At 68.7% G+C, this 24,029-nt stretch carries 19 protein-coding genes; 6 read left to right on the top strand and 13 right to left on the bottom strand.

The features are described from left to right. Positions 1–280: 280 nt before the first annotated feature. Positions 281–982: a response regulator transcription factor CtrA gene (locus ASF25_RS13090; protein ID WP_056175409.1), complete on the bottom strand. Its 702-nt coding sequence runs from the start codon at positions 980–982 to the stop codon at positions 281–283. Positions 983–1,407: 425 nt separating this feature from the next. On the opposite strand from ASF25_RS13090, the gene fliI reads away from it, so the two are divergent. The 3 genes from fliI to ASF25_RS13105 all read left to right on the top strand — a co-directional run bounded on the left by fliI (position 1,408) and on the right by ASF25_RS13105 (position 4,471). Beyond that, positions 1,408–2,775, top strand: coding sequence for a flagellar protein export ATPase FliI (gene fliI / locus ASF25_RS13095; protein WP_056175406.1), 1,368 nt, complete (start codon positions 1,408–1,410; stop codon positions 2,773–2,775). 87 nt (positions 2,776–2,862) lie between these two features. Continuing rightward, positions 2,863–3,270 (top strand): flagellar export protein FliJ, encoded by a 408-nt coding sequence (fliJ, locus tag ASF25_RS13100; RefSeq protein ID WP_056175403.1) that lies wholly within the window; start codon positions 2,863–2,865, stop codon positions 3,268–3,270. A 154-nt stretch (positions 3,271–3,424) separates the two neighbouring features. Next, positions 3,425–4,471: a lysylphosphatidylglycerol synthase domain-containing protein gene (locus ASF25_RS13105; RefSeq protein ID WP_056305262.1), complete on the top strand. Its 1,047-nt coding sequence runs from the start codon at positions 3,425–3,427 to the stop codon at positions 4,469–4,471. Positions 4,472–4,803: 332 nt separating this feature from the next. On the opposite strand, the gene flhA is transcribed toward ASF25_RS13105, so the two are convergent. Then, a complete protein-coding gene (gene flhA, locus ASF25_RS13110; RefSeq protein WP_156368976.1) occupies positions 4,804–6,921 on the bottom strand; it encodes a flagellar biosynthesis protein FlhA in 2,118 nt (705 codons plus the stop codon). Between the two features lie 918 nt (positions 6,922–7,839). Between flhA and ASF25_RS13115 the strand changes: the two genes are divergently transcribed. Both ASF25_RS13115 and ASF25_RS13120 read left to right on the top strand, forming a co-directional pair. Beyond that, entirely contained in the window at positions 7,840–8,373 is a 534-nt protein-coding gene (locus ASF25_RS13115) for a MucR family transcriptional regulator (RefSeq protein ID WP_056305089.1), read from the top strand. A gap of 277 nt (positions 8,374–8,650) precedes the next feature. Continuing rightward, positions 8,651–9,835, top strand: coding sequence for an MFS transporter (locus ASF25_RS13120; protein ID WP_056305091.1), 1,185 nt, complete (start codon positions 8,651–8,653; stop codon positions 9,833–9,835). A gap of 172 nt (positions 9,836–10,007) precedes the next feature. Here the strand turns inward: ASF25_RS13120 and ASF25_RS13125 are convergent, their stop codons facing one another. The 5 genes from ASF25_RS13125 to ASF25_RS13145 form a co-directional block, all read right to left on the bottom strand. After that, positions 10,008–11,363, bottom strand: a complete 1,356-nt coding sequence (locus ASF25_RS13125) for an HlyD family type I secretion periplasmic adaptor subunit (protein ID WP_056261550.1) — start codon at positions 11,361–11,363, stop codon at positions 10,008–10,010. Between the two features lie 53 nt (positions 11,364–11,416). Continuing rightward, positions 11,417–13,555, bottom strand: coding sequence for a type I secretion system permease/ATPase (locus ASF25_RS13130; RefSeq protein ID WP_082502678.1), 2,139 nt, complete (start codon positions 13,553–13,555; stop codon positions 11,417–11,419). 120 nt (positions 13,556–13,675) lie between these two features. Further along, positions 13,676–15,658, bottom strand: coding sequence for a hypothetical protein (locus tag ASF25_RS13135; RefSeq protein ID WP_056305093.1), 1,983 nt, complete (start codon positions 15,656–15,658; stop codon positions 13,676–13,678). Positions 15,659–15,770: 112 nt separating this feature from the next. Then, entirely contained in the window at positions 15,771–16,628 is an 858-nt protein-coding gene (locus ASF25_RS13140) for a hypothetical protein (RefSeq protein WP_056305095.1), read from the bottom strand. A gap of 339 nt (positions 16,629–16,967) precedes the next feature. Continuing rightward, entirely contained in the window at positions 16,968–17,450 is a 483-nt protein-coding gene (locus ASF25_RS13145; RefSeq protein ID WP_056305097.1) for a hypothetical protein, read from the bottom strand. Positions 17,451–17,722: 272 nt separating this feature from the next. Here ASF25_RS13145 and ASF25_RS13150 point away from each other — a divergent pair, with 272 nt between their 5' ends. After that, positions 17,723–18,325: a hypothetical protein gene (locus ASF25_RS13150; RefSeq protein ID WP_056305099.1), complete on the top strand. Its 603-nt coding sequence runs from the start codon at positions 17,723–17,725 to the stop codon at positions 18,323–18,325. On the opposite strand, the gene ASF25_RS13155 is transcribed toward ASF25_RS13150, so the two are convergent. From ASF25_RS13155 to urtE, 6 genes are all read right to left on the bottom strand, one after another. Continuing rightward, positions 18,301–18,996 carry a response regulator transcription factor gene (locus tag ASF25_RS13155; RefSeq protein WP_056175373.1) on the bottom strand — a complete coding sequence of 232 codons (696 nt, stop codon included), beginning with the start codon at positions 18,994–18,996 and terminating at the stop codon, positions 18,301–18,303. The genes ASF25_RS13150 and ASF25_RS13155 overlap by 25 nt on opposite strands. 7 nt (positions 18,997–19,003) lie before the next feature. Beyond that, positions 19,004–19,882, bottom strand: a complete 879-nt coding sequence (locus tag ASF25_RS13160; protein ID WP_056305101.1) for an ATP-binding protein — start codon at positions 19,880–19,882, stop codon at positions 19,004–19,006. A 509-nt stretch (positions 19,883–20,391) separates the two neighbouring features. After that, positions 20,392–21,444 carry an aliphatic amidase gene (locus ASF25_RS13165; RefSeq protein WP_056305103.1) on the bottom strand — a complete coding sequence of 351 codons (1,053 nt, stop codon included), beginning with the start codon at positions 21,442–21,444 and terminating at the stop codon, positions 20,392–20,394. Between the two features lie 187 nt (positions 21,445–21,631). Next, positions 21,632–21,949, bottom strand: coding sequence for a zinc ribbon domain-containing protein (locus ASF25_RS13170; protein ID WP_056175365.1), 318 nt, complete (start codon positions 21,947–21,949; stop codon positions 21,632–21,634). A gap of 2 nt (positions 21,950–21,951) precedes the next feature. Then, a complete protein-coding gene (fmdA, locus tag ASF25_RS13175) occupies positions 21,952–23,181 on the bottom strand; it encodes a formamidase (RefSeq protein WP_056305105.1) in 1,230 nt (409 codons plus the stop codon). Between the two features lie 137 nt (positions 23,182–23,318). Beyond that, positions 23,319–24,008, bottom strand: coding sequence for an urea ABC transporter ATP-binding subunit UrtE (gene urtE, locus ASF25_RS13180; protein ID WP_056261650.1), 690 nt, complete (start codon positions 24,006–24,008; stop codon positions 23,319–23,321). Positions 24,009–24,029 lie beyond the last annotated feature (21 nt).

The following is a 24,029-nucleotide window of genomic DNA, read 5'->3' on the forward strand; positions in this document are numbered from 1 at the left end:
GCGGTCACCGGTTTTGCGTCGAAAACCCGCGGCGGATCAAGAAGCTAAGCAGGCTCCGTCGCGAGACGGCCGGGCGTCTCACCGCGTCCGTCGTTCCGGGTCGCGCGCTGAGCGAACCCGGAATCCAGAAACACAGGACTGGCCAAGTCCAGCACGCGTCGTGGATCTGGATTCCGGGTTCCGCGACGCGGCCCCGGAACGACGACGAGGTGTCTTTCGCGACGGCAACGAAAAAAGCCCCGCGCGAGCGGGGCCTTTTTCGTTGCGCGGTGCGGATCGCCTAGACGGCGATGCGCTCCTCGACCTCGTTCGGCTCGCGCAGGACGTAGCCGCGGCCCCACACCGTCTCGATGTAGTTCTTGCCCGAGGAGGCGTTGGCGAGCTTCTTGCGCAGCTTGCAGATGAACACGTCGATGATCTTCAGCTCGGGCTCGTCCATGCCGCCGTAGAGATGGTTGAGGAACATCTCCTTCGTGAGCGTCGTGCCCTTCCGGAGCGAGAGGAGTTCCAGCATCTGGTACTCCTTGCCGGTGAGGTGGACGCGGGAGCCCGAGACCTCGACGGTCTTCTGGTCGAGGTTCACGATGAGGTCGCCGGTGGTGATCACCGACTGGGCGTGGCCCTTCGAGCGGCGCACGATGGCGTGGATGCGGGCGACGAGCTCGTCCTTGTGGAAGGGCTTCGTCAGATAGTCGTCGGCGCCGAAGCCGAGGCCCTTCACCTTGTCCTCGATGCCGGCCATGCCGGAGAGGATGAGGATCGGGGTCTTCACCTTGGCGACGCGGAGGTTCCGCAGCACCTCGTAGCCCGACATGTCGGGCAGGTTCAGGTCGAGGAGAATGATGTCGTAGTCGTAGAGCTTGCCGAGATCGATCCCTTCCTCACCGAGATCGGTGGTGTAGGTGTTGAAGCTCTCGGACTTGAGCATCAATTCGATGCTCTGCGCGGTTGCGCTGTCGTCCTCGATCAGAAGTACCCGCATCGTCGGTCCCCAGCCCAGCCGGCCGTGTGCAAGCGTACGGGCACACCCCCGCCTTCGTCCGCCACCGGCCCGCGGCGGACGCTCCCTCGTCATTGACGTGAAACGCTATTGGTTAATCGTTAACAAAACCTGATTCACGGGCGCAAGCGGCGATTTGGGCAACGTGTCCGGTGACGCTTGCAACCGTTGGCGGTCTGTTCTCCACAGAACCGTCTTCCGCTTCATGCATCACCTGAAGAACCATCCCCAAGCACCGTACCGACCGTACCGGGCCGCAGCCTGTCTCCCGGGGGACACGTCTTCGCGAGGAAGCCGAGGCCATCCGGGAAAAACGGCGCCCCGGCTCCGAAGCCGGGGGCCTTGCTACCTGCCCGATGACCGCAGTGTTAAGGAGGGAGGTAAACGAATGGTTGAGAGAATCGCCGATGACCGAGCCGCACCCTAGCGCCGGGCGCTTGCGCCTGGCTGGCGCGCGCGCCGCCCTCGAGGGCATCGAGGCCCTGGAGGTCTACGGCCGGGTCGTGGCGATTCGCGGGCTCCTCGTCGAGGTGGCCGGTCCCGTCTCGGCCATGCGGCTCGGCGGGCGCCTCGACATCGCCGTGGAGAACGGGCCGAATACCCCACCGGGCGCGGTGCCGTGCGAGATCATCGGCTTCCAGGGCGACCGGGCGCTGGCCATGCCGTTCGGCTCCCTGGAAGGGGTGCGCCGGGGCTGCCCGGCCTATGTCCGCGACGCGGCCGCGGGCGCCATCCGCCCGTCGCCCGCCTGGCTCGGCCGCACCATCGACGCCCTCGGGCGGCCCATCGACGGCCTCGGCCCCCTCGAATCCGGACCGGTGATCTACCCCCTGCGGGCCGATCCGCCGCCGGCGCACGCGCGCCGCCGCGTCGGACCGCCGCTGGATCTCGGCATCCGCTGCATCAACACCTTCCTGACCATGTGCGCCGGCCAGCGCATGGGCATCTTCGCCGGCTCCGGCGTCGGCAAGTCGGTGCTGCTGTCGATGCTCGCCCGCTACACCGCCGCCGACGTCGCGGTGATCGGCCTCGTCGGCGAGCGCGGGCGCGAGGTTCAGGAATTCCTGCAGGACGACCTCGGCCCGGCCGGGCTCGCCCGGTCCGTGGTGGTGGTGGCGACCTCCGACGAGCCGGCCCTCATGCGCCGCAACGCCGCCTACGTGACCCTGGCGGTGGCGGAGTACTTTCGCGATCAGGGCGCGCAGGTGCTGTGCATGATCGATTCGATCACCCGCTTCGCCATGGCCCAGCGCGACATCGGCCTCGCCGCCGGCGAGCCGCCCACCGCCAAGGGCTACACCCCCACGGTGTTCTCCGAATTGCCGCGCCTGCTGGAGCGCGCCGGGCCCGGCACGGGGCAGGGGGCGATCTCGGGGCTATTCACCGTGCTGGTGGAGGGCGACGACCACAACGAACCCGTGGCGGATGCCGTGCGAGGCATCCTCGACGGCCACATCGTCATGGAGCGCGGCATCGCCGAGCGCGGGCGCTACCCGGCCATCAACGTCCTGCGCTCGGTCTCGCGCACCATGCCCAAGGCCTGCGACCCGGCGCACCTGCCGACCGTCCGGCGGGCCCGGCGCCTGCTCTCGACCTACGCCGACATGGAGGAACTCATCCGCCTCGGCGCCTACCGGGCCGGTGCCTCGCCGGAAGTGGACGAAGCGGTGGCTTTGATGCCCGATCTGGAGGCTTTTCTGGGTCAGGGTAAGGAAGAAGCAACTTCGATCGGCGAGGGTTACTCACGCCTCGCCGGGATCGTCGGCGGCCCCTGATCCGCAGCACGGCCCACGGGCCGACGCCGCGGGCGACCGCCGGCGGCGGCGAAGCGATGCGTGCGTTGCGTGGAGTGGACCCATCAGATGAAATCGCGTGACACGCTGATCCGGCTGCGACGTTTCCAGGTCGACGAGAAGCGTCGGCGCGTGACGCAGATCGAGATGATGATGGCCGACTTCACCCGCATGGCCCTCGAGCTCGACCGCGAGGTCGCCCACGAGGAGGGCCGCGCCGGCATCACCGACACGGCGCACTTCGCCTATCCGACCTATGCCCGCGCGGCCGCCGCCCGCCGGGACAACATGCGCCAGTCCGCCGCCGCCCTCGAGGGCCAGCTCGCCGAGGCCAAGGCCGAGCTCGGCGAAGCCTTCGAGGACCTGAAGAAGATCGAGATCCTCGACGACCGCGAGCGCACCGCCGAGCGTGCGGCCGAAGCCGCCCGCGACCAGGCCGCCATGGACGGCATCGGCCTGTCGCGCGTCCGCGCCTGAGGCCTCCCCGCGGGGCACCGGCACGAAACCGTCATGATCGGGTGCCATCAGCCCAGCGTGCCGGCTTCCTCCCGGGCTAGCGCACGACCTTGCTTGCGATGCCGGGCATGGTCGTGCAGGGAGAGCCCGCGTGAGGGGGCTCGACCTGTCGATCATGAAGAAGATCAGCGATTTCATCTGGCCGATCGTCGGCCTCGCCGCCGTCATCGTCTCCGGCTACCTGCTCTATCGCGAGCTCGCCGGCATCTCGGTGGCGGAGATCAAGAGCAGCTTCTCGGAGATCCCGGTCCACCGCTTCCTGCTCGCGGGCCTCGCCACCCTCGTGGCCTACGCGGCGCTGGCCTGGTACGACCGCATCGCCCTGCTGCATCTCGGGGTGCGCCACATCTCGTGGTTCTTCGTCTCGGTCTGCTCGTTCACCACCTACGCCCTGTCGCACAACATCGGCGCCTCGGTGTTCTCCGGCGCCGTGGTGCGCTACCGGGCCTACACCGCCAAGGGCCTGTCGGCGGCCCAGGTCGCCGTGCTCGTCGCCCTGTGCTCCTTCACCTTCGGTCTGGGCACGATCCTGCTCGGCGGCTTCGTCCTCGTGGCCCTGCCCGACACCCTGACCCGCCTCAACGGCTACCTGCCGTCGGTGCTCACCGATCCGGCCACCGCCCGCATCCTCGGCGCCGGCCTCCTCGGCTTCGTCGCCCTCTACGTCGTCGGCTCGCTCATGCGGCTGAAGCCCCTGACGATCCGCGCGTTCAAGCTCGAATACCCGCGCCCGCAGATCATGGTCCGGCAGATCGTCGCCGCGCCCCTGGAGCTGCTGGGGGCCGCCGGGATCATCTACTTCGCCCTGCCGGAGGCCGGGAACCCGGGCTTCCTCGTGGTGCTCGCCGTGTTCCTCGCCTCGTTCTCGGCGGCCCTGGTGTCGAACGCGCCGGGAGGGCTCGGCGTGTTCGAGCTCGTCTTCGTGGTGGCGATGCCGGATGTCGCCCGCCCGTCGATCATCGCCGCCCTGCTGGTGTTCCGGCTGTTCTACTTCTGGCTGCCGTTCCTCATCTCCGTGGTCGTGGTGCTCCTCTACGAGCGCAACCGCCTGGCCAGCGCCATCAAGGGCGACCCCGCCGAGGCCGCGCCCGGCGCGCCACTCACGGCGCCGGGCCTCGACCCGAAGGCCATCGACGCGCGGGTGCGCAAGCATCCGGTGTGATCGGAAAAGCGGGAGGTTCCTCCACCAGGGCCAGTTGGTTCGCCGACTCCTTCGAACGGCGGATGCGGTCGGCGTGGGACGCGACAGGCTCCCTCTCCTGAAAGGAGAGGGGACCCGCGCGCTCCGCGAGATGTGTGAATGGCGCGACCCACCAGGGGTGGGATGATGGCAGTCGACGGTCAGGGCACAAAAGTCCCCGGCCGCGTGTCATCCCGCGGCTGGGTCGCGGAACCCTGGATCTGAGAAAACAGGTCTCGCCAAATCACCGGTCTCGCCAAGTCGTCGACCGTCAGCGGTTCAGGGTTCGCCCGCCGCAACCGGGAACGACAGATCTAAACCGACCCCACCGTCCGCAGGCGGGCGCGGGGGTGGATCTCCGCCTGGCTCATCACCGGGGTCTCGCGGCGGAAGCGCTCGATGATCGAGCGCACGAAGGGCCGGGCCTGGACCGAGGTGACGAGGACCGGCATCTCGCCCATGCGGGCGGCGGTCTCGAAGCGGTCGCGCACGGTGCTGACGAATTCCGACAGCTTGGAGGGCTGCATGGCGAGGTAGCGCTCGTCGCGCTCGCCCGCGATGGATTCGAGGAAGGCCTGCTCCCAGGCCGGCGACAGGGTGATGATCGGCAGCATGCCGTCCGGCCCCTGGTACTGGGCGCAGATCTGGCGGCCGAGGCGGGCGCGCACGTGCTCGACGATGTCGCGCGGGTTCTTCACGTGGCCAGCCACCTCCGCCACCCCCTCGATGATGGCGCCGAGATCGCGGATCGAGACGCGCTCGGCGAGGAGAAACTGCAGCACGCGCTGGATGCCCGTGGAGGCGATCTGGCTCGGCATCACCTCCTTGAGGAGGTCGGAATGGTCTTTGGAGGCCTCGCGCAGGAGTTTCTGCACCTCGACGTGGCTGAGAAGCTCCGAGACGTGGGCCTTGATGATCTCGGTCAGATGGGTCGAGACCACGGTCGCGGCGTCCACCACCGTGTAGCCCTTGAGCTGGGCCTGATCGCGCAGGGACGCGTCGATCCAGGTGGCGGGCAGGCCGAAGGTCGGCTCCAGCATGTGCTGGCCCGGCAGCTGCACCTGTCCGCCCATGGGGTCCATGGCCATGAACTGGCCCGGGAAGATCTGGCCGGTGCCGGCCTCGATCTCCTTGACCCGCACCACGTAGGCGTTGGCGTCGAGCTGGACGTTGTCGAGGATGCGCACGGACGGCATCACGAAGCCGAGTTCGGCGGCGAGCTGGCGGCGCAGGGCCTTGATCTGGTCGGTGAGCCGGTCCTGCCCGTCGGGGCCGTTGACGAGGGCGAGGAGCGCGTAGCCCATCTCGAGCTTGAGGTCGTCGAGCTTGAGGAGATCCGTGACCGTCTCCTCCTTGGCGGCCTGGGCGGCGGCGACCGCGGTCGCGTCCATGGGTGCGCCGTCGGAATCCAGCGGCGGCGCCTCGCGGGCGACCTTGGCGAAGTGCCAGGCGGCGTAGCCGGAGGCGCCGGCCAGCGCAAGGAACGGCAGCATCGGCATGCCGGGCAGGAGCGAGATCAGCACCATGACGCCCGACGACATGCCGAGCGCCTTGGGGTAGTTGGCGAGCTGCTTGCCGAGCGCCTTGTCGGCCGAGCCCTTCACGCCCGCCTTCGAGACGAGGATGCCGGCCGCCGCCGAGACGATGAGGGCGGGCACCTGGGACGCGAGACCGTCGCCGATGGTCAGCAGCGTGTAGGTCTTGGCCGCCGCGCCGAAGGGCATGCCCTGCTGGGCGACGCCGATGATGATGCCGCCGATGACGTTGATGAAGGTGATGAGCAGCGCCGCGATGGCATCGCCGCGCACGAACTTCGAGGCGCCGTCCATGGCGCCGAAGAACGAGGATTCCTCCTCCAGGGCGGCGCGGCGGGCTTTCGCCACCTTCTCGTCGATGAGGCCGGCCGAGAGGTCGGCGTCGATGGCCATCTGCTTGCCCGGCATGGCATCGAGGGTGAAGCGCGCCGCGACTTCGGCGATACGGCCCGAACCTTTCGTGATCACCACGAAGTTCACGATGATCAGAATCGCGAAGACGATGATCCCGATGACGAAGTTGCCGCCCATGACGAAGTTGCCGAACGCCTCGATGACGTGACCGGCCGCCGCCGTGCCCTCGTGGCCGTGGCCGAGGATGAGGCGGGTGGAGGCGAGGTTGAGGGCGAGCCTGAGCAGGGTCGCCACGAGGAGCAGCGTCGGGAAGACCGTGAATTCGAGCGGGTTGTCGATGAACAGACCCGTCATCATGATCAGCACCGAGATGATGATCGAGACGGCCAGAAGCAGGTCGAGGAGGAACGCCGGCAGCGGGAAGATGAGCACCGTGAGGATGCCCATCACGGCGGTGGCGAAGAACAGGTCCGTGCGCTTCGACAGGGCGTGGAGATTGGCCCGGTTGGGAATCGCATAGCTCGCGAACTGGCCGACACTCATGCCGGTCCCTTGTCCGGCCCCGTTTCCCCGTACCGGCGCGGCGGCCGTCTCGCTCATGGTCTTCCTCGCCGCCCCGGAGAGGGGACCCGGCAAGATTTGCCGCCCGCATGGTTAGCGGACCGTTAACGATTCGCCCGTGGCGGCGCCGGAGCGGGGTCCGGCCGACCCCACAACCCCACACCTCCGCCCGTGTCCGGTGTCGCGGCGTCGTCCTGGGCTTCGAGGACGCATGCTTGGTGTCGCGGACGCATGCTTGGTGTCGCGGACGCATGCTTGGTGTCGCGGACGCATGCTTGGCTTCGAGGAATGATGGATCGACCGCGATGGCCCGCGCAGGCAACGCGTGTGACGTCACAGCACAGACGCCGCGGCGATCTTCGGCTTCTCTGGGAACCGCATGGGTTCCGTCACGCGCACACGACGATCAACGAAAATTTCCCGTCGATAATCTTCGACCCTGCGCTGCGTTTGCACCGGAACGGCATTGCCAATGCGTTTTCATCGTGGCAATGCCAGTATTGAAACTTTCACGAGGCACGATCGTTCAAGGGTGGTGCTCGCAGCGAAGGGTTCGCGAACGATCACGGATCGAGACTGGGACGAGACAGTATCGCGTCCGTCCAGATCAGCACCCGTACCCGGCTCCATCATCGAATCCGTCGCGCGCGACGGTGATCGACAGGACCGCCCCCGTGGCAATACCCACCACGCCAGAGCAGGGCAGATGCACATTGTCCGGTCGAGCAACCCCTACGGGATAAGGCCGCGAACTTCCTGCACCGCACGAGGAAATGATCGGTCAATCCACAACTAGACGTGAAAAACCCTCGGATCACCGCGACGGAACATTGCTTGCGGAAAGAACTGAGCTTACGCTCGAAACGACTTATGACTTAAATCAAGAATGGTGCCGACAACATGAATGAAACAGAATCCGATGCAGCCCGCCTGATCACGCTGGCCGCCGATATCGTCTCCGCCTATGTCAGCAACAACCATGTCCAGAGCGCCGAGCTGCCGAAACTGCTCAGTGATGTCCACGAGGCGATCCGTGGCGTGACGGCGAACGGCGCACCGGCCGTCGAGACCGGCCCGCCCAAGGCGACGCCGCAGGAGATCCGCCGCTCCATCACGGCGGATTACTTGATCAGCTTCGAGGACGGCAAGCAGTACAAGACCCTGCGCCGGCACCTCACCCTGCGCGGCCTGACCCCCGAGCAGTACCGCGCCAAGTGGGGCCTGGCGCCCGATTACCCGATGACCTCGGCCAGCTATTCCGAGCAGCGGTCCGAACTCGCCCGCGCCCTCGGCCTCGGCCAGCAGCGCCGCAAGGGTCTGGCCAAGGCCGCCCCGGAGGAGACCGTCAGCGCCGAGCCGGAGCCGCAGGAGGAGGAGACCCCCGCCGCCCCCGAGAAGAAGCGCCGCGGTCCCCGCAAGAAGGTCGACGCCTGATCCGACCGGGTTCGCCCGCGCGGACCGCGAATCGATCACGATCCCGGTAGGGCCGACGCCCTCACGAGCCATCCCCGCGCCGCGGGGATGGCTTTTTGCTTGGACGGGCGATGGGCTGCCCCCGGTCGCCCGCGGTTCCATGTGCCACGCGCAGGCGACCCGCGAAGCCGGGGGCATCGGTGGCGGTGGCGACGCATGGTAGCGCACGGCCGATGCTGCAACGCAGCGCGATCGCCTTGCGCCGGATGGGCCTGGGCCCCCGAGCGTGAGCGACTCCATGCTGTCCCGTCCGATCCTGGCCCTGGCCGCCGCCTCCTTCGGCATCGGCACCACCGAATTCGTCATCATGGGCCTGCTGCCCGAGGTGGCCGAGAGCCTCCGGGTCAGCGTGCCCCGGGCGGGACTGCTGGTCTCGGGCTACGCCCTCGGCGTCGCCGTCGGTGCGCCCCTGGTGGCCATCGCCACGGCCCGGCTGCCGCGCAAGACGGCGCTCCTCGTGCTGATGGGGGTGTTCCTTCTCGGCAACCTCGGCTGCGCCCTCGCGCCGACCTACGGGTTCCTGATGCTGGCCCGCATCCTGACGGCCTTCGCCCATGGGGCGTTCTTCGGCATCGGCGCCGTGGTGGCGAGCGGCCTCGTCCCCCGCGCGCAGCGGGCGCAGGCGGTGGCGCTGATGTTCACCGGCCTCACCCTCGCCAACGTTCTCGGGGTTCCGTTCGGCACGGCGCTCGGCCAGGTCGCGGGCTGGCGCGCGACGTTCTGGGCGGTGCTCGGCCTCGGACTGGTCGCCGCCGCCGCCATCGCGGCCTTCGTGCCGAGCGGCCTGCCGGGCTCGCGCGGCAGGCTCGCCGGGGAGTTCCGCTCCCTGCGGCGCTGGGCGGTGCTGCTGCCGATGCTGGTGAGCACCCTGTCCTCCGTCAGCCTGTTCACGGTGTTCACCTACATCGCGCCGCTCCTGACGGAGGTGAGCGGCCTGACTCCGCACGCGGTGACGGGCGCCCTGCTGCTGTTCGGCATCGGCCTCACCCTCGGCAACCTCGCGGGCGGGCGGCTGGCCGACCGGCGCCTGATGGCGACGGTGATCGGGAGTTTTTCCGCCCTCGTCGCCGTGCTGGTGCTGTTCGCCTTCACCAGCCGGTCGGCGATCCCCGCCGTGCTGACCCTGCCTGTCTGGGGCGCCCTCGTCTTCGCCCTGGTCTCGCCGCTCCAGGTCTGGGTGGTGGAGGCGGCGAGCGACGCGCCCAACCTCGCCTCTACCCTCAACCAGGGCGCGTTCAACCTCGGCAACGCCACGGGCGCGGCGCTGGGCGGCGGCGTGCTCACCCTGGGGATGGGCTACGGCAGCCTGCCCTGGTTCGGCGCCGGCATGGCCGCCCTGGCCCTGGGGCTCGTGCTGACCGCCCGCCGGACGGACGGGGCGCCGGCACCGATGCCGGCCCAGGCCGCGCCACGACTCGGATAGAGTCGCGCCGCGACTTGGATAGAGTCGCGCCACGACTCGGATAGAGTCGCGCCACGACTCGGATAGAGTCGCGCCACGACTCGGATAGTGTCGCGCCACGACTCGGATAGTGTCGCGCCACGACTGGGATGAAGACGCGACCCGCCTCGGCTGAGCGCGGACGGACGCGGCGTCAGATCTCCCGGAACGCCCGCACCATGCTGTCCTTCAGGGGCTTGAAGACGTACTCGAAGAACGTCCGGTCCGTGGTCCGCATGTAGACCTCGGCCGGCATGCCGGGGGTCGGCGCGAAGTTGTGGACCTCCGCCAGACTCTTCGGATCGAGGCGGATGCGGGCGACGTAGAGGTCGCCGCCGCCGGCTTGGTTGCGGCGGTCGTCCGGCAGGGCGTCGGCCGAGAGGTAGATCACTTCGCCCGACACCATGGGCACGATGCGCTGGCTGAGCGCCGTGAGGCGGATCGCGGCCGACTGGCCCCGCCGCACGTGGTCGATGTCCTGCGGCTTGATCCGCGCCTCGATGACGAGTTCGTCGTGGAGCGGCACCAGTTCCATGATGCTTTTCCCCGGTTCCACCACGCCCCCGTCCGTGTGGTAGCGCAGCTTCACCACGATGCCGCGCACGGGGGCGGCGATGACGATGCGGTCGAGCAGACTGCGCGCCGCCCGCATGCGCTCGCGGACGTCGTTCTGGTCGGCCAGGGTCTCGTGCAGCTGCTCCACCGCCGTCTTGATCGCGGTGTTGCGCGCGCCCGTGATCTGCTCGCGGATGCGGGCGATGCGCTCGCGGGCGTCGCCGATATCGCCGTCAAGGCGGCCGATCTCACCCTGCGCGCTCGCCTGGGAGCGCTGCAGGGCGAGGATCTCGGAGATGCGGATCATGCCGCCCTTCAGCAGCACGGATTTCGACGCGATCTCCTGCTCGAACAGCTCGAGCTGGCGCCGCACCGCCTTGAGCTGGATCTGGCTGCCGCGGATCTTCTCCTCCAGGGCGTCGATCCCGTTGGTGAGGACGGACAGGTCGCTGGCCAGACTCGTCATCCGCGCCTTGAACGCCAGGAGCTGGTTGCCCACGATGGCGTCGATGTCGGGGTCGCCCGCCTTGGCGAGGAGGGGCGCCGGGAAGGTGACGGCGGGCGCCTGGCGCGCCTCGGCCTGGAGCCGCGCCTCGATGGCGGTGAGTCGGTCGTGCCGGAGCGCGAGGCGGCGAAGTTCCGCCTTGGGGCCGGTCTCGTCGAGCTGGAGCAGGGGCTGGCCGGGCTCGACGATGTCGCCTTCCTTGACCAGGATGGTGCGGATCACCCCGCCTTCGAGATGCTGGATCGTCTTGTTCTGCCCCGTCGCCACGAACGCGCCCGTGGCCACGATGGCGCCCGCGATGAGGGCGGTGTTGGCCCAGATTCCGAAGCCCGCGATGATCCCGACGAGGAAGGCGAAGCCGAAGCCCGTGTGGTAGCGGGTGTCCTGCGGGATGTCGTCGTACCATTCGCGCCGAGGCGGGGTGGGCTTGATCGTGACGATCCGGGTCATGGCGCGGGGCTCCTGAAGGGGCTCGTTCGGGGCGGGGGCTCGTCAGGGGCGGATCAGGCGGTACCGGTCCCGCCCCGGCCCGTGAGGGGACGATCGTCGTTGGCGCTGCGGCCGACGATCATCGGGATCACCTCGTCGCGGGGCCCGAACACTTGGATGGCGCCGTCCTTGAGGATCATGATCTTGTCGACGCTCTTCAGCAGCGTCGGGCGCTGGGTGATGGCCACCACGGTGGTGCCGCGCGCCTTGGCCCGCAGGAGGGCGCGGGCCAGGGCGATCTCGCCGGGGGTGTCGAGGTTCGAGTTCGGCTCGTCCAGCACCACGAGGCGCGGGTCGCCGAAGAAGGCCCGGGCGAGGCCGATGCGCTGGCGCTGGCCGCCCGAGAGGGGGCTGCCGTCCATGCCCACCACGGTCTCGTAGCCTTGGGCGAACTGCGAGATGAGCTCGTGGACGTCGGCGATCTCGGCGGCGTCGAACACGTCGGCGTCGGAGGCGTCGTCCTGCATGCGGGCGATGTTGGCCTTGATGCTGGCGGGGAAGAGCTGGACCTCCTGGGGCAGGTAGCCGACGCTCTGGCCGAACTGGCGCGGGTCCCAGTTGCGCAGGTCCATCATGTCGAGGCGCACGGCCCCGGCGGTGGGCGAGATCGAGCCGACGAGCATGCGCGCGAGGGTGGATTTGCCCGTCCCCGAGGCGCCCACGATGGCGAGCGATTCGCCCGGTTCGAGCTGGAAGGTGAGGCCGTTGAGGATCACCTTCTTGTTCGGCGGCGGCACGTACAGAACCCGTTCCACCGTGAGGCGCCCGATCGGGCGGGGCAGGCGCAGGCGGTCGAAGTTCAGGGGCGAGTTCAGCAACAGGGACTTGACCCGCGCGTAGGCGATGCGGGCGCCGACGAAGCTGCGCCAGCCGTCGATGACGCCCTCGATGGGGGCGAGCGCCCGGCCGCCGACGATGGAGGCGGCGATCATGGTGCCGCCCGTGAGCTTGCCGTCCAGCGCCAGGATCGCGCCCCAGCCGAGCATGCCGATCTGCGTCGAGAGCCGGATGCACTTCGACAGGCCGGCGATGACGATGTTGCGGTCCTGGGCGATCACCTGGGCTTTGAGGGATTCGGCGGTCTCGCGGCCCCAGATGGTGACGCATTCGGGCGTCATGCCCATGGCGTTGATCACCTGACTGTTGCGCGCCATGGCGTCGGCCTGGAGGTTGGCACGGGTCGAGTAGGCGCTGGCCTGGGCGAACGGCACCGCCGTCAGCTTCTGGTTGATGAGGGCGAGGCCGAGGAGCAGCACGCCCGTCGCCATGACGATCCAGCCGAGATCCGGATGGATGAGGAACACGGCCAGCAGGTAGATCGGCGCCACGGGGGCGTCGAACATGACGAGCAGCACCGGACCGGTGATGAAGTTGCGCAGTTGCTGCAGGTCGGCGAGCGTCTGGAACTCGCGGCTCGAGCCCGCCTGCGAGGCTTTCGCCGCCGCGGCCAGGACCGGCGCGCCGAGGCGCACCTCCACCTCCACGGCGATCCGCATGAGGATGAACCGCCGCACCACGTCGAGGACCACGTGGGCCACGATGGCGCCGACGATGACGAGGGTCAGCATGATCAGGGTGTCGAGGCTGCGGCTCGTCAGCACCCGGTCGGAGATGTTGAACAGGTAGATCGGGATGCCGAGGACGAGGAGGTTCACCCAGAACGAGAAGATGGCGACGACGACGAGCTTGCGCCGACAGCCGGCGAGCCCCTTGGTCAGCACCTCGCGAAAGTCGCGGTCGCCGGAGCGACGCTGCAGCGGGGCGCCGGCGTCACCGCCGGCCCCGCCACCGCCGCCGCCGGAACCACTGCCCTTGCCCGAACCGCCCCCCTCGCCCGTCGCGCGCGGTGGCGCGGCCGAGGGGGTGGCCGCCACCGCCGCCGGAGCCGCTGCGACCGCCTCCGCCCGACTCTCGACCGGGGCCGCCTCGACCGGGGCCGTCCTGGCCGGCGATACGACTGGCGGAGCCCCCTGCGCCGGCACCGCGCCGGCCTCCTCCGTCGGGCCCGGCGCCGCGGTCGGGCCGATGTAGTGGCCGCCGGCCGCCTCGCGGAATCGCGCCTCCAGGGCGGCGAGGCCGGGCCCGAGATCGGGTCCGGCCTCGCCGGCGGCATCGCGGCCCGCGGCCGTACCGCGGCGGCTGAGATCGTCCATGTCGCGTCCCCCTTGTCGGTCGGTATCCCGACCGAATCCGTCGGCCGGTATCCCGACCGAGTGCGTCGGTCGGTATCCCGACCGGGTGCGTCGGCCGGTGATCCCGGCCGTTTGTCCGGTTCAGGCCATCATTCCGTGGAGCAGGTCGTGGGTCAGGCTGGAGCCACCGCCGTGGAAGGCGGGTCCGAGCAGGTCCTGCGTGCCCGTTTCGGGAAGGGCGATGTCGTGCAGGCCGGTGAAGGCCGCGACCTCCGAGGCAAGGCTCTGGGTGTCGCCGATGGTGACGCGGGCGCTGTGGCTGACGTAGTTGGCCTGGACGAGGATCGCGTCGTCGTAATGCTCGCCGCCGACGAACTGCGCCGCCGTGGTCGTCCCCACGGTGGAGATGGCCGCGACGTTGGCGAGGTGATTGGCGCCCGTCGTCACCGTCTGAGTCGATTGGGTCGCGGCGCCCGTCGGCCCCGTCGCGGTGCCGGGATCGGGCAGGTGCTGGATCGCCGTGTCGACGTTCGCGACGATGTTGGTCTGGGTGATGGCGTTGATGTTGAAGAAGTCGCCCGCGACGTAGAGCACGTGCAGGGTCGATGATTCGGCCTGGGGCAGGAGCGCGGCCAGGGCCGGGTCGAGGTGATTCGCCTCCAGGCCGGAGAGCGCGGCGTGCTGGTCCGCCGACAGGGTCTTGAACGCGGTGCTGCCGTACTGATCGACGGAGGCGACGTTCTCGAGGACGTTGTCGCCGGTGACGATGGTCTGGCCGATCGTGTCCGCCCGCCCCGTATAGGCCTTCACGATGCTGTCGTTGAGCAGCACGTTGGTCTGATGGACCATGTTGACGGTGTGATAGTCGCCCCGCACCACGATGAGGTCGTAGCGTGAGCCGAGTTCCTCCAGGGAGAACAGGTTGACCTGCGTGTTGGCCCCGGCGACCGCGGTGTAGAAGGTGCTGAAGGTGCCCTGCACCACGACGTCGTTGTCGAAGAGCCGGTTGATCTGGGTGATGCTCTTCACGTCGTAGAAGTCGCCCGCGATCACGTCGACCTCGGTGCGCGCCCCGGCGGAGAGATGGGTGACCACCCCCGGATCGGTGTCGGCTTGCGTGAACCGCGCCGCGTTGCGGGTCAGGTCGCCGCCGGTGACGAGGTCCAGGATTCCGCTGCGGCCGCCCACGGTGATGTCGACATCGCTCGCGAGGACGTTGACCTGGACGATGGCCTGGGTGGTGAAGGCGTCGCCGCCGACGAAGAGGGCGTGGTGCTGGGTGTGGTTGTCGAGGATGCCGGCGACGTTGAAGCTCTGGTTGGCCCCCGTCGTCGCCGCGAGGCCCGGGTCGAGGAGGCCGTTGCGCGGAGCGGCCTCGGGCGTGGGGGCGGGGGAGGACACCGTCGGCAGCGCCGTGCCGGCGGGCTGGCGCACCCCGTCGACGGTGAGGCCCTGAAGGTCCGCCGAACCGTCGTCGACCCCGTCCCGCGGCATCCCGCCCGCGGCCAGTTGGGCATCGCGCCCTTGCACGAAGGCGATCCAGTCGCCGGTGCCGGTGCCGTGGGCGACGAGGTCGGCCGGCACGCCGCCGCGCGCCTCGGCCAGCATCCGGTCGAGGGCGACGATGGGATCGACGAAGCCCGGGTCGAGGCGGTGCAGGTGCTCGACGCCCGTGCCCTCCACCATCAGCAGGAGGTCGTTGTCGTGCAGTTCGTTGATCTGGAGGACCTGGATCAGCTCCTGGTCGGGCGTGACGTCGCGGTCGGCCTCGGCCCGGCCGGCGCTCCCGCCGCCGCCGCCGCCGGCCGGGGCGGCGGTGCGCGGGACGCCGACGGGCACGGACCCAGGTGCGAGCTTGGCCGGCATCACCGGGCCGGCCGGCATGAGGACATCGTGGCCGAACCGGAGCGCGTCGGGGGGCGGAAGGGTCGCCGGGTAGGGCCGGCTCGGCATCTCGTCGAGGTCGAAATTCGGTGCCGCCTCGCGGTGCGGCGTCCCGGGCGCGGGGGCGGGCAGCCGCCCCGGCTCGCCGTCGTAGACCTCGCGGTGGAGCACCACCGTGTCGAGCAGGCGCATGTGCCCGGCGAAGTGGGCGATGATCTCGGTCGGGCCGCCAGCGATCATGACCGTCCCCATCAGGATGACCCGCGCGCGACGGCCGGAAGCGGCCGGCGCGCGGGGATCGGTGGGTGTGGAACGGCCCGCGCCGGGTGACGGCGCGGGCCGGGATCATGGTTCAGACGTTGTGGCTGCTATCGGCCGTGCCGCTGATCTCGCTGAAGGAATCGCCGCCGACGACGGAGACCGGCATGGAGTTGTACTGGATGTTGGCACCCTGCGTGATGTGCTGGGTGAAGGCTTCGCCCGAGACCGTGTTCGCCGACGAGACGTTGCCGTTGCTGGCGAAATCGCTCACGCCGCCGTCGCTGCTGGCATTGCCGCCATTGCCCGAGACGTTCTGGGTGAAGTTGAAGTTCGGCAGCGTCCCTTCGGGACCGCAGTAGGAATCCAGACCGCCGATCCCGAGGCTGACGCTCGGGCTGGACAGGTAGTCGTTGTCGACCAGGCTGCTGATCTGATCGAGGTTGAAGATGTTCCCGTCCCCGTTGAGGGTCTGGGTCGAGAAGTCCGGCATCACGAACATGCCGCCTTCGAGACCCTCGATGGTCAGGCCTTCGAGGTTGATGAGGCTGGATTCCGATGGAGGCGCCATGACGCCGGTCATGTCGACATTGACGTCGACCGTGGTGGATACGGTGGTGGTGGTGGTGGTGATATTGTCGTTGATGTTGCCGTTCAGGTTCCCGTTGGCGCTGAGGTTCCCGTTCAGGTTGCCGTTGCCGTTACCGTTGAGGTTGCCGTTCCCGTTGAGCGACTCGCTGCTGGAGTACTGGCTCTGACCCTGATCCTGCCCTTGACCCTGGTCCTGGCCCTGGCCCTGGTCTTGCGCCTCGGCCTGGAGCTGTCCCTGGGCCTCGCCCTGCAGCTGACCCTGGGCTTCGCCCTGTAGCTGACCCTGGGCCTCGCCCTGGAACTGATCCTGGGCCTGGGTGCCGAACAGGGCTGCGAGCGCGTTCTGGTTGTTGGTCGACATGATCGTTCTCCCTTCGGTGGATGGGGCACGGGACCGGCAGCTCGCTGATCTTCTGCGTCGGCGAGACGGCGTGATCCATGTCGTGCGGGACAGTGTTCCCGGAGCTTGCGCCGTCTCCGGCGGGGCCGGTTCGGTGCGGTCCACTTGGGAACGGGCCGAACTTTGCAGAATGGCCGCGGTTCGTAAGTGTTAAAAAAACGTAAACTTTTCGTCAGGAAAACCGGAACGCGCGGAGAGTTGGATTCCCGCCCGGGGAATACTTGGACGATCCCTTCGCACTGCAATAGAACCGCTCGGCTCCTCGCGTTTGCACTGCGGGTGCCGACGCGTATCCAGGGCTTACGGAGCGGTCGCGCGGAGTGGCCCGGCCTCGATCTGGACGCCGATGAGGCTGTCCCACAGATCGAGGACCGTCTGCGCGCCGGTCTGCTCGGAGAGCCCGTCCGGCGTCCAGCCCTGATGGCTGCCCCGATGGGCTGAATGGAACAGGAGGGCGTCGCCCATCCCGAGGGTGAAGTCCGGGTCCTGTGCCAGGCTGAGGGTGAGGACGCGCTCGCCGACGGGCCCCGCCGACAGGCCGGTCAGCGCCGCCCACGCCTCGGCCTGGACGAGCCCCAGCACTTCGCCGGGCGCACCGCCCACGACCGGGCGGGCCACGAGGGTGACGAGGCAGGTGAGGAAGCCCAGGGCGTAGGGCTCCATCCACGCCTCGCCCGGATCGGAGCCGCGCCGCCAGCGCGTGCGCTCCACGTAGGGGCGGACGATCCGCAGGGCGGCCCGGCGCCCGCGCCGGGCGAGCCACAGGTCGGTGAGATGCGCCATGTCGGGACTCTTCGAAGGCGGCGTCCGCCGACCGATCGAGGCCGGTCGCGCGCGATGGTCCGCCCGGCCACGCCGGAATTCAAGCCACCTCCTTCGTGCCGGACCATCGATGCCGGACGACGTGATTCGACGCATCATCCACCGATGAATTCTTGCGGATGACGGGCCGGGGCCCGCGCGAGCCTTGCGGGTTCGGCGTATCGTTGCGGCCGAAGACCGGTCCCGAAAAAGACTGGCCTCGAAGAAGACTGGCCCCGAACAGGAGCGGCCCCATGCGAACGGACCTCCCGGCCGCCCCGGACTTCGAGGCGCTCCAGGCTCCGAAGGGCGACGCCGCCCTGCGGCAGACGCAGATCCTCAGCCTCATCGGTAATCTCGGCCTGAGCTGGTCCAACACCGAGAGCGTGTTCGTCTACGTCCTGATGCTGCTCCTGCGCACGGACGAGATCACGGCGGCCATCGTCTTCACCACCCTCAATACCAGCCGGGCGCGCCTCGACCTGATCCGCCGGCTCGCCTCGGTGAAGCTCGCCGATCCGGCCACGGCGCAGACGCTGGAACGCCTGATCCGGCGCTTCAACGCCGCCACCAAGGTGCGCAACGACCTCACCCACGCCATGTCCGTGGTCAACGCGCACGGCGAGATCACCCACACCAACACCATGCGGATCGTCGAGCATGGCGGCCGCCTCAGCTTCGGCGCCCAGCGGGCCATGGACGACGCGCGGGTGCGCGAACTCACGGACGTCAACCGCCAGCTCGCCCGGCTCAACCGCGACCTCTGGCAGTTCCTGCCCGTGCTCGCCGCCAGCCTGGACGCGCCCGCCCCAGACGTCCCCGCCGATCCGCCTCAGGGCTCGGCGAGCCAGCCCTGAAGCCGGGCGTAGCGCACGATCTGCGCCCGGGTGCGGATGCCGAGCTTGTCGCAGGCGCGCATCTTGTAGGTCTCGATGGACTTGGTGGTGACGTTGATCTGGCCGGAGATCTCCTTGTTGGTGTGGCCGAGCGCCACGAGGCGGATCACCTCGCTCTCGCGCTGGGTCAGGGCGGGCTGGATGGCCCCGTCCTCCGTCGGCGCGCGGCGGCGCCCTTGCGCGGCGCGCGGATCGAACAGCTGCCCGGCGATGGTCGGATCGAGGTAGAAGCCCTCCGTCGTCACCGCCCGGATCGCGTGGAGCAGGTGGTCGATGGGTGAACCCTTGAGTACGTAGCCGCGCACGCCCGCCTCGAACGCGGTCTGCACCAGGGTGCGGTCGTTGTGGGCCGTGAGGGCGATGAGGCGCGTCGGCAGGGCCAGGGCGGCCACCTTGCGGGCCAGGACCACGCCGGTCATGTCCGGCATGGCGATGTCGATTACCGCCACGCTCGGCCCGAACTCCTGCATCAGGCGTAAGGCCTGAGACCCGGTGCTCGCCACCGCCACCACGCGCATGCCGTCGGTGCCGTCGATGACCGACCGCAGGCCGGCCAGGATGGCGGGGTGGTCGTCGGCGAGAACGATCCGGATGCCGGTCTCCGCGCTCGTCCCGGATGCCGTCTCGTCCACCGCCGCGTCAGGCCGGGTGCGGCAGACGCAGGCGGGCCTGGATCCGCGTGCCCCGCCCACACCCCGTGTCGACCACTAGGCTTCCTCCGATCCGGGCCATCCGGGCGGCCATGCCGGGCAATCCCATCCCGGACGCCGCGGGATCGTCGGCACCGGACGCCCGGACGGGGACGGGATCGAACCCGCAGCCGTCGTCGCCGATGGTCAGGGTGAGGACGCCGCGCCGCACGGTCAGGTCCACGGAAACCCGGCTCGCCGTGCGGGCATGCTTCAGGATGTTGGTCAGGGATTCCTGGAGAATCCGCAGCAGGGGCTGCTCGAGGGCGATGGGCAGGCGCAGGCGGGGCCGGTTGCAGCGAAACGCCACCGGCAGGCCTGAGGCCAGGGACCACGCGTCCAGGGTCTCGGTGAGGAACGCGTCGAGGTCGCGACACTCCGCACCGGATCGGACATCGCCGCGCGGCGCGCGATCCGGTCGGCTCCGGGGGGCGGAGGGCTGCGCGGCCGCGATGGACCCGAGGTCGGCGGCGAAGCGCGCGAGCTGGGTCTTCGTGCGGTCGAGATGCGCCCGCGCCCGCCCTTCCGGAACGAACGCTTCGAGGAGCTTGAGGGAGATCTGGAGCAGGGCGAGGTGGTAACCGCCGCAATCGTGGAGATCCTGGGACAAACCGCCGGCGTCGTTCGCGCCGGCTGGGGACCGCGTTCCGCGCGCGATGGCCTTTCGGTGCTCCGCCAGGAGCGCGGCCATGTCGTCGGCCTTGTCGTCGGCTACGGTCTCGTTCCGCACACGCCCCTCGCGCCGGGCGGACGACACGAAACCCGGTCTGGGCCGACCGTCGATGTCCTCGGGGATTGCTTGTTCGGGGCGCACGAATATCTGCGTCATGGCAATACGTCCAATCCCTAGGTGATTTTTATCACGGTAAAAACCGCCTTTGTCTTCAACCTCGACCGTTGAACGCCTTGGGGTGAAAAACCGGAACCTTACCGCAACTGCAATTGTTTTGCGGTCAGTGTATCACATCCTGGATCGATTACCTTTCCAACAGCGCCACCATTCCACCCAATGCCCTTTGAAAAGCTGAGCCGCGAACCGAGAAAAGCGTAATCCGATTATTTGAGAGCCGCCACAAAAATATCCTACGCCTTAAACGGTAACCTTCGTCGGGAAAAACCTTACGCGCGAAACCTTCCCCGCGGCGGGACGGAACCCGCGCAAGGGCAGAGGGACAACCGGGAACCGCTCCTCGCAACGGCCGAGCCGGAAAACACCGATGGCCGCGCTGTCGGGCGCGGCCATCGGGGAAAACCGTTCGAGGCTCGTGGCGCGCAGCCCCGGGGGCCTGGATCAAGCCCGTCCGCGCTCCGGTGCAGCGGGCGTTCCGGCCGTGACGCTCAGTGGGGATCCGGCGGGCCCTCGCCCTTGCCGACGAACGGAATGCCCTCGATGGGGCATTCCTCCGTCCCGACGCCCGGGCGGGTGATGGCCCGCACGGCGTCGCGGGTGCCGTCCGGGTCCTCGATCCAGCGGCGGTAGAAGTCGTAGGGGCACTCCGACAGCCCGTGGCGGTTCTCCTTGGAGGCGATCATGCCCGTGTAGCCGCGGTGGAGCAGCTTGAAGAGGTGGTTCTCCGACTGCCCGTGGGCGCGGGCATCGCGGATGAGGAACTTCGACAGGGCGGCGTACTGGATGCCCATCTCCTCCTCGCCGCACTCGCCCAGCGTCCGCCCGTCGAAGCCGATGATCGCCGAGTGACCGAAATAGCTGTAGACCCCGTCGAAGCCGGCAGCGTTGGCCACGGCCACGTAGGTGTTGTTGGCGAACGCCATCGCCTTCGACATCAGGACCTGCTGCTCTTTCGCCGGATACATGTAGCCCTGGCAGCGGACGATGAGCTCGGCGCCCCGCATGGCGCAGTCGCGCCAGATCTCCGGGTAATTGCCGTCGTCGCAGATGATGAGGCTGATCTTCAGGCCCTTGGGACCGTCGGAGACGTAGGTCCGGTCGCCCGGATACCAGCCCTCGATGGGCGTCCAGGGCATGATCTTGCGGTACTTCTGCACGATCTCGCCCTGATCGTTCATCAGGATGAGGGTGTTGTAGGGCGCCTTGTTCGGGTGCTCCTCGTGGCGCTCGCCGGTGAGCGAGAACACGCCCCAGACCTTCGCCTTCCGGCAGGCGGCGGCGAAGATCTCGGTCTCGGGCCCCGGGACCGTGGTGGCGGTCTCGTACATCTCGGCCGCGTCGTACATGATCCCGTGGGTCGAGTATTCGGGGAAGATCACGAGGTCCATGCCGGGCAGGCCGGACTTCATGCCCACCAGCATGTCGGCGATCTTGCTTGCGTTCTCCAGCACCTCCATCTTGGTGTGTAGGCGGGGCATCTTGTAGTTCACCACCGCGACGCCGACGCTGTCGGCGCTGGACGAGATGTCTCCGTGCATCATGGCGTGATGTGCTCCTCAGGGGGGACGAACCCTCCCCCCTCCGCGGGGAGGGTGCCTGCGGAGCAGGCGGGAGAGGGGTCGGCACAGGTGTTTCCGGAAAGGGCGGCGCTGCCCCTCTTGCGGGACTTCGTCCCGCCCCGTCGCTGCGCGACCACCCTCTCCCGCAGAGGGGAGAGGGTGCTTCGCGTCAGTGGCTGATCATCCAAGGCCGCGCGTTCGGAAAACTCTTGGCGGCCGTGGGGTTGGATGTTGGCTTGGCACTGCCGCAGCACCCGCAGCCGGGGCCGTGGCCGGAGGACTTGCGGGGCGCGTGCTGGCTCCGCTCGTTCGTGGCGAAGGCCTTGCGCCGGCCCGCATCCATGGAGGCGAGGTTCGGCGCGTTGAGGAAGGCGCGGCCGCATTCCGAGCCGCAATCCGGGCAATCGTGCGGATCCTGAAACTGCGCCATCGGGCGCAGCACAGTGAACGGACCGCAGGCGGCGCAACTGTAATCGTAGACCGGCATGCTCAAAGATCCGGCGAGAGCGGCATCTGGATCGAGCCGTCGAGGAACTTCGTCGGCCCGTCCGCACCCGGATTGATGTCGAACTCGAAGATCTTCGTCGGAATCCACAGGGTCGCGCAGGCGTTGGGGATGTCGACGACGCCGGAGATATGGCCCTGGACCGGCGCCGTACCGAGGATCGAGTAGGCCTGGGCGCCCGAATAGCCGAACTTCTTCAGGTACTCGATGGCGTTGAGGCAGGCCTGGCGGTAGGCGACGGTCACGTCGAGGTAGTGCTGCTTGCCGTGCTCGTCGACGGAAATGCCCTCGAAGATCAGGTGATCGTCGAACTTCGGCGTGACCGGCGACGGCTTGAAGATCGGGTTCTTGATCCCGTACTTGGCCATCCCATCCTTGATCAGGCTCACCTTGAGATGGACCCAGCCGGCCATCTCGATGGCGCCGCAGAAGGTGATCTCGCCGTCGCCCTGGCTGAAATGCAGGTCGCCCATGGAGAGGCCGGCACCCGGCACGTAGACGGGGAAGTAGATCTTCGAGCCCCGCGACAGGTCCTTGATGTCGCAATTGCCGCCATGCTCGCGCCCCGGCACCGTGCGGGCGCCCTCGGCGGCTGCCTTGTCCTTCGCCTCGCCCTTCAGCCGGCCCATATGGGCGGTCGGCGCGAAGGGCAGGGTGGCCAAAGCCGGTATCCGGTTGGGGTCGGTGTCGAACAGGGCCTTCTCGCGGGTGTTCCAGGTCTCCAACATCTTGGGATCGGGCAGGCAGCCGATCAGGCCCGGATGGATCAGGCCGGGGAAGCGCACGCCGGGGATGTGGCGGGATTTCGTGAACATGCCCTCGAAGTCCCAGATCGACTTCTGGGCCTGGGGGAAGTGCTCGTCGAGGAACCCGCCGCCGTTCTTCTTGGAGAAGAACCCGTTGAAGCCCCACTGGCTCTCGGGCTTGGCGCCGATGTCGAGGAGGTCGACCACCAGGAGGTCGCCGGGCTCCGCGCCCTCGACGCCGATGGGCCCGGACAGGAAGTGCACGATGGAGAGGTCGATGTCGCGCACGTCGTCGGCGGAATCGTCGTTCTTGATGAAGCCGCCGGTCCAGTCGTAGGTCTCGACGATGAAGTCGTCGCCGGGCTTGACCATCGCCACCATGGGGATGTCGGGGTGCCAGCGATTGTGCACCATGCTGTTGTCGTAGGCCGACTGCGTGAGATCGACCTTGATCAGGGTCTCTGCCATCGTCTCGTGCTCCCTTCCCTAACTTCGGGACTTGCCCTGGACGTGAGGACATGCGTCCCCGTTCGCGCGCGCCGGTCATCCGGCGCCGCGCAAGAGGTGATTTTGGAGTCGGAGGGCCCGGTGGGGCCCCGAAACACTCAGACCGAGAGGAAGCGGGCGACCTGGGCCTCGTCGATGTCGGCGCGCAGGGACTCGTGGACGATGTGGCCGTTCTCGATGACCAGGACCCGGTCGGCGACATCGAGGGCGAAGCTCAGCACCTGCTCGGAGACCACGATGGAGAGGCCGCGCGCGTCGCGGATCTTCTTCAGCGTCCGGCCCATCTCGCGGATGATGGAGGGCTGGATGCCTTCCGTCGGCTCGTCCAGCAGCAGGACCTTGGGGCGACTGGCCAATGCGCGCGCGATGGCGAGCTGCTGCTGCTGGCCGCCGGACAGGTTGCCGCCGCGCCGGCCCTTCATCTCCAGCAGCACCGGAAACATCTCGTAGAGTTCGCCAGGCACCCGGCGCTCGTTCGTCACCGTCAGCCCCGTCTCGATGTTCTCCTGCACGGTCATGGCGGAGAAGATCATGCGGCCCTGCGGCACGTAGGCAAGGCCCTTGGCGACGCGCTGGTGGCTCTTGAGGGCGCCGACCTCCGTGCCGTCGACCCGGATCGAGCCGGATTTGACCGGCACGATCCCCATCAGGGTCTTCATGAGCGTGGTCTTGCCCATGCCGTTGCGGCCCATCACGGCGACGATCTCGCCGGGCGCCACCTGGATGTCGAGGCCGTGCAGCACCTCGCTCTGGCCGTAGGCGGCGTGGAGATCGCCGATCGCCAGCATCGGCTGGACGCCCGCTTGGAT

Source organism: Methylobacterium sp. Leaf100, from assembly GCF_001422845.1.
GTDB lineage: Bacteria > Pseudomonadota > Alphaproteobacteria > Rhizobiales > Beijerinckiaceae > Methylobacterium.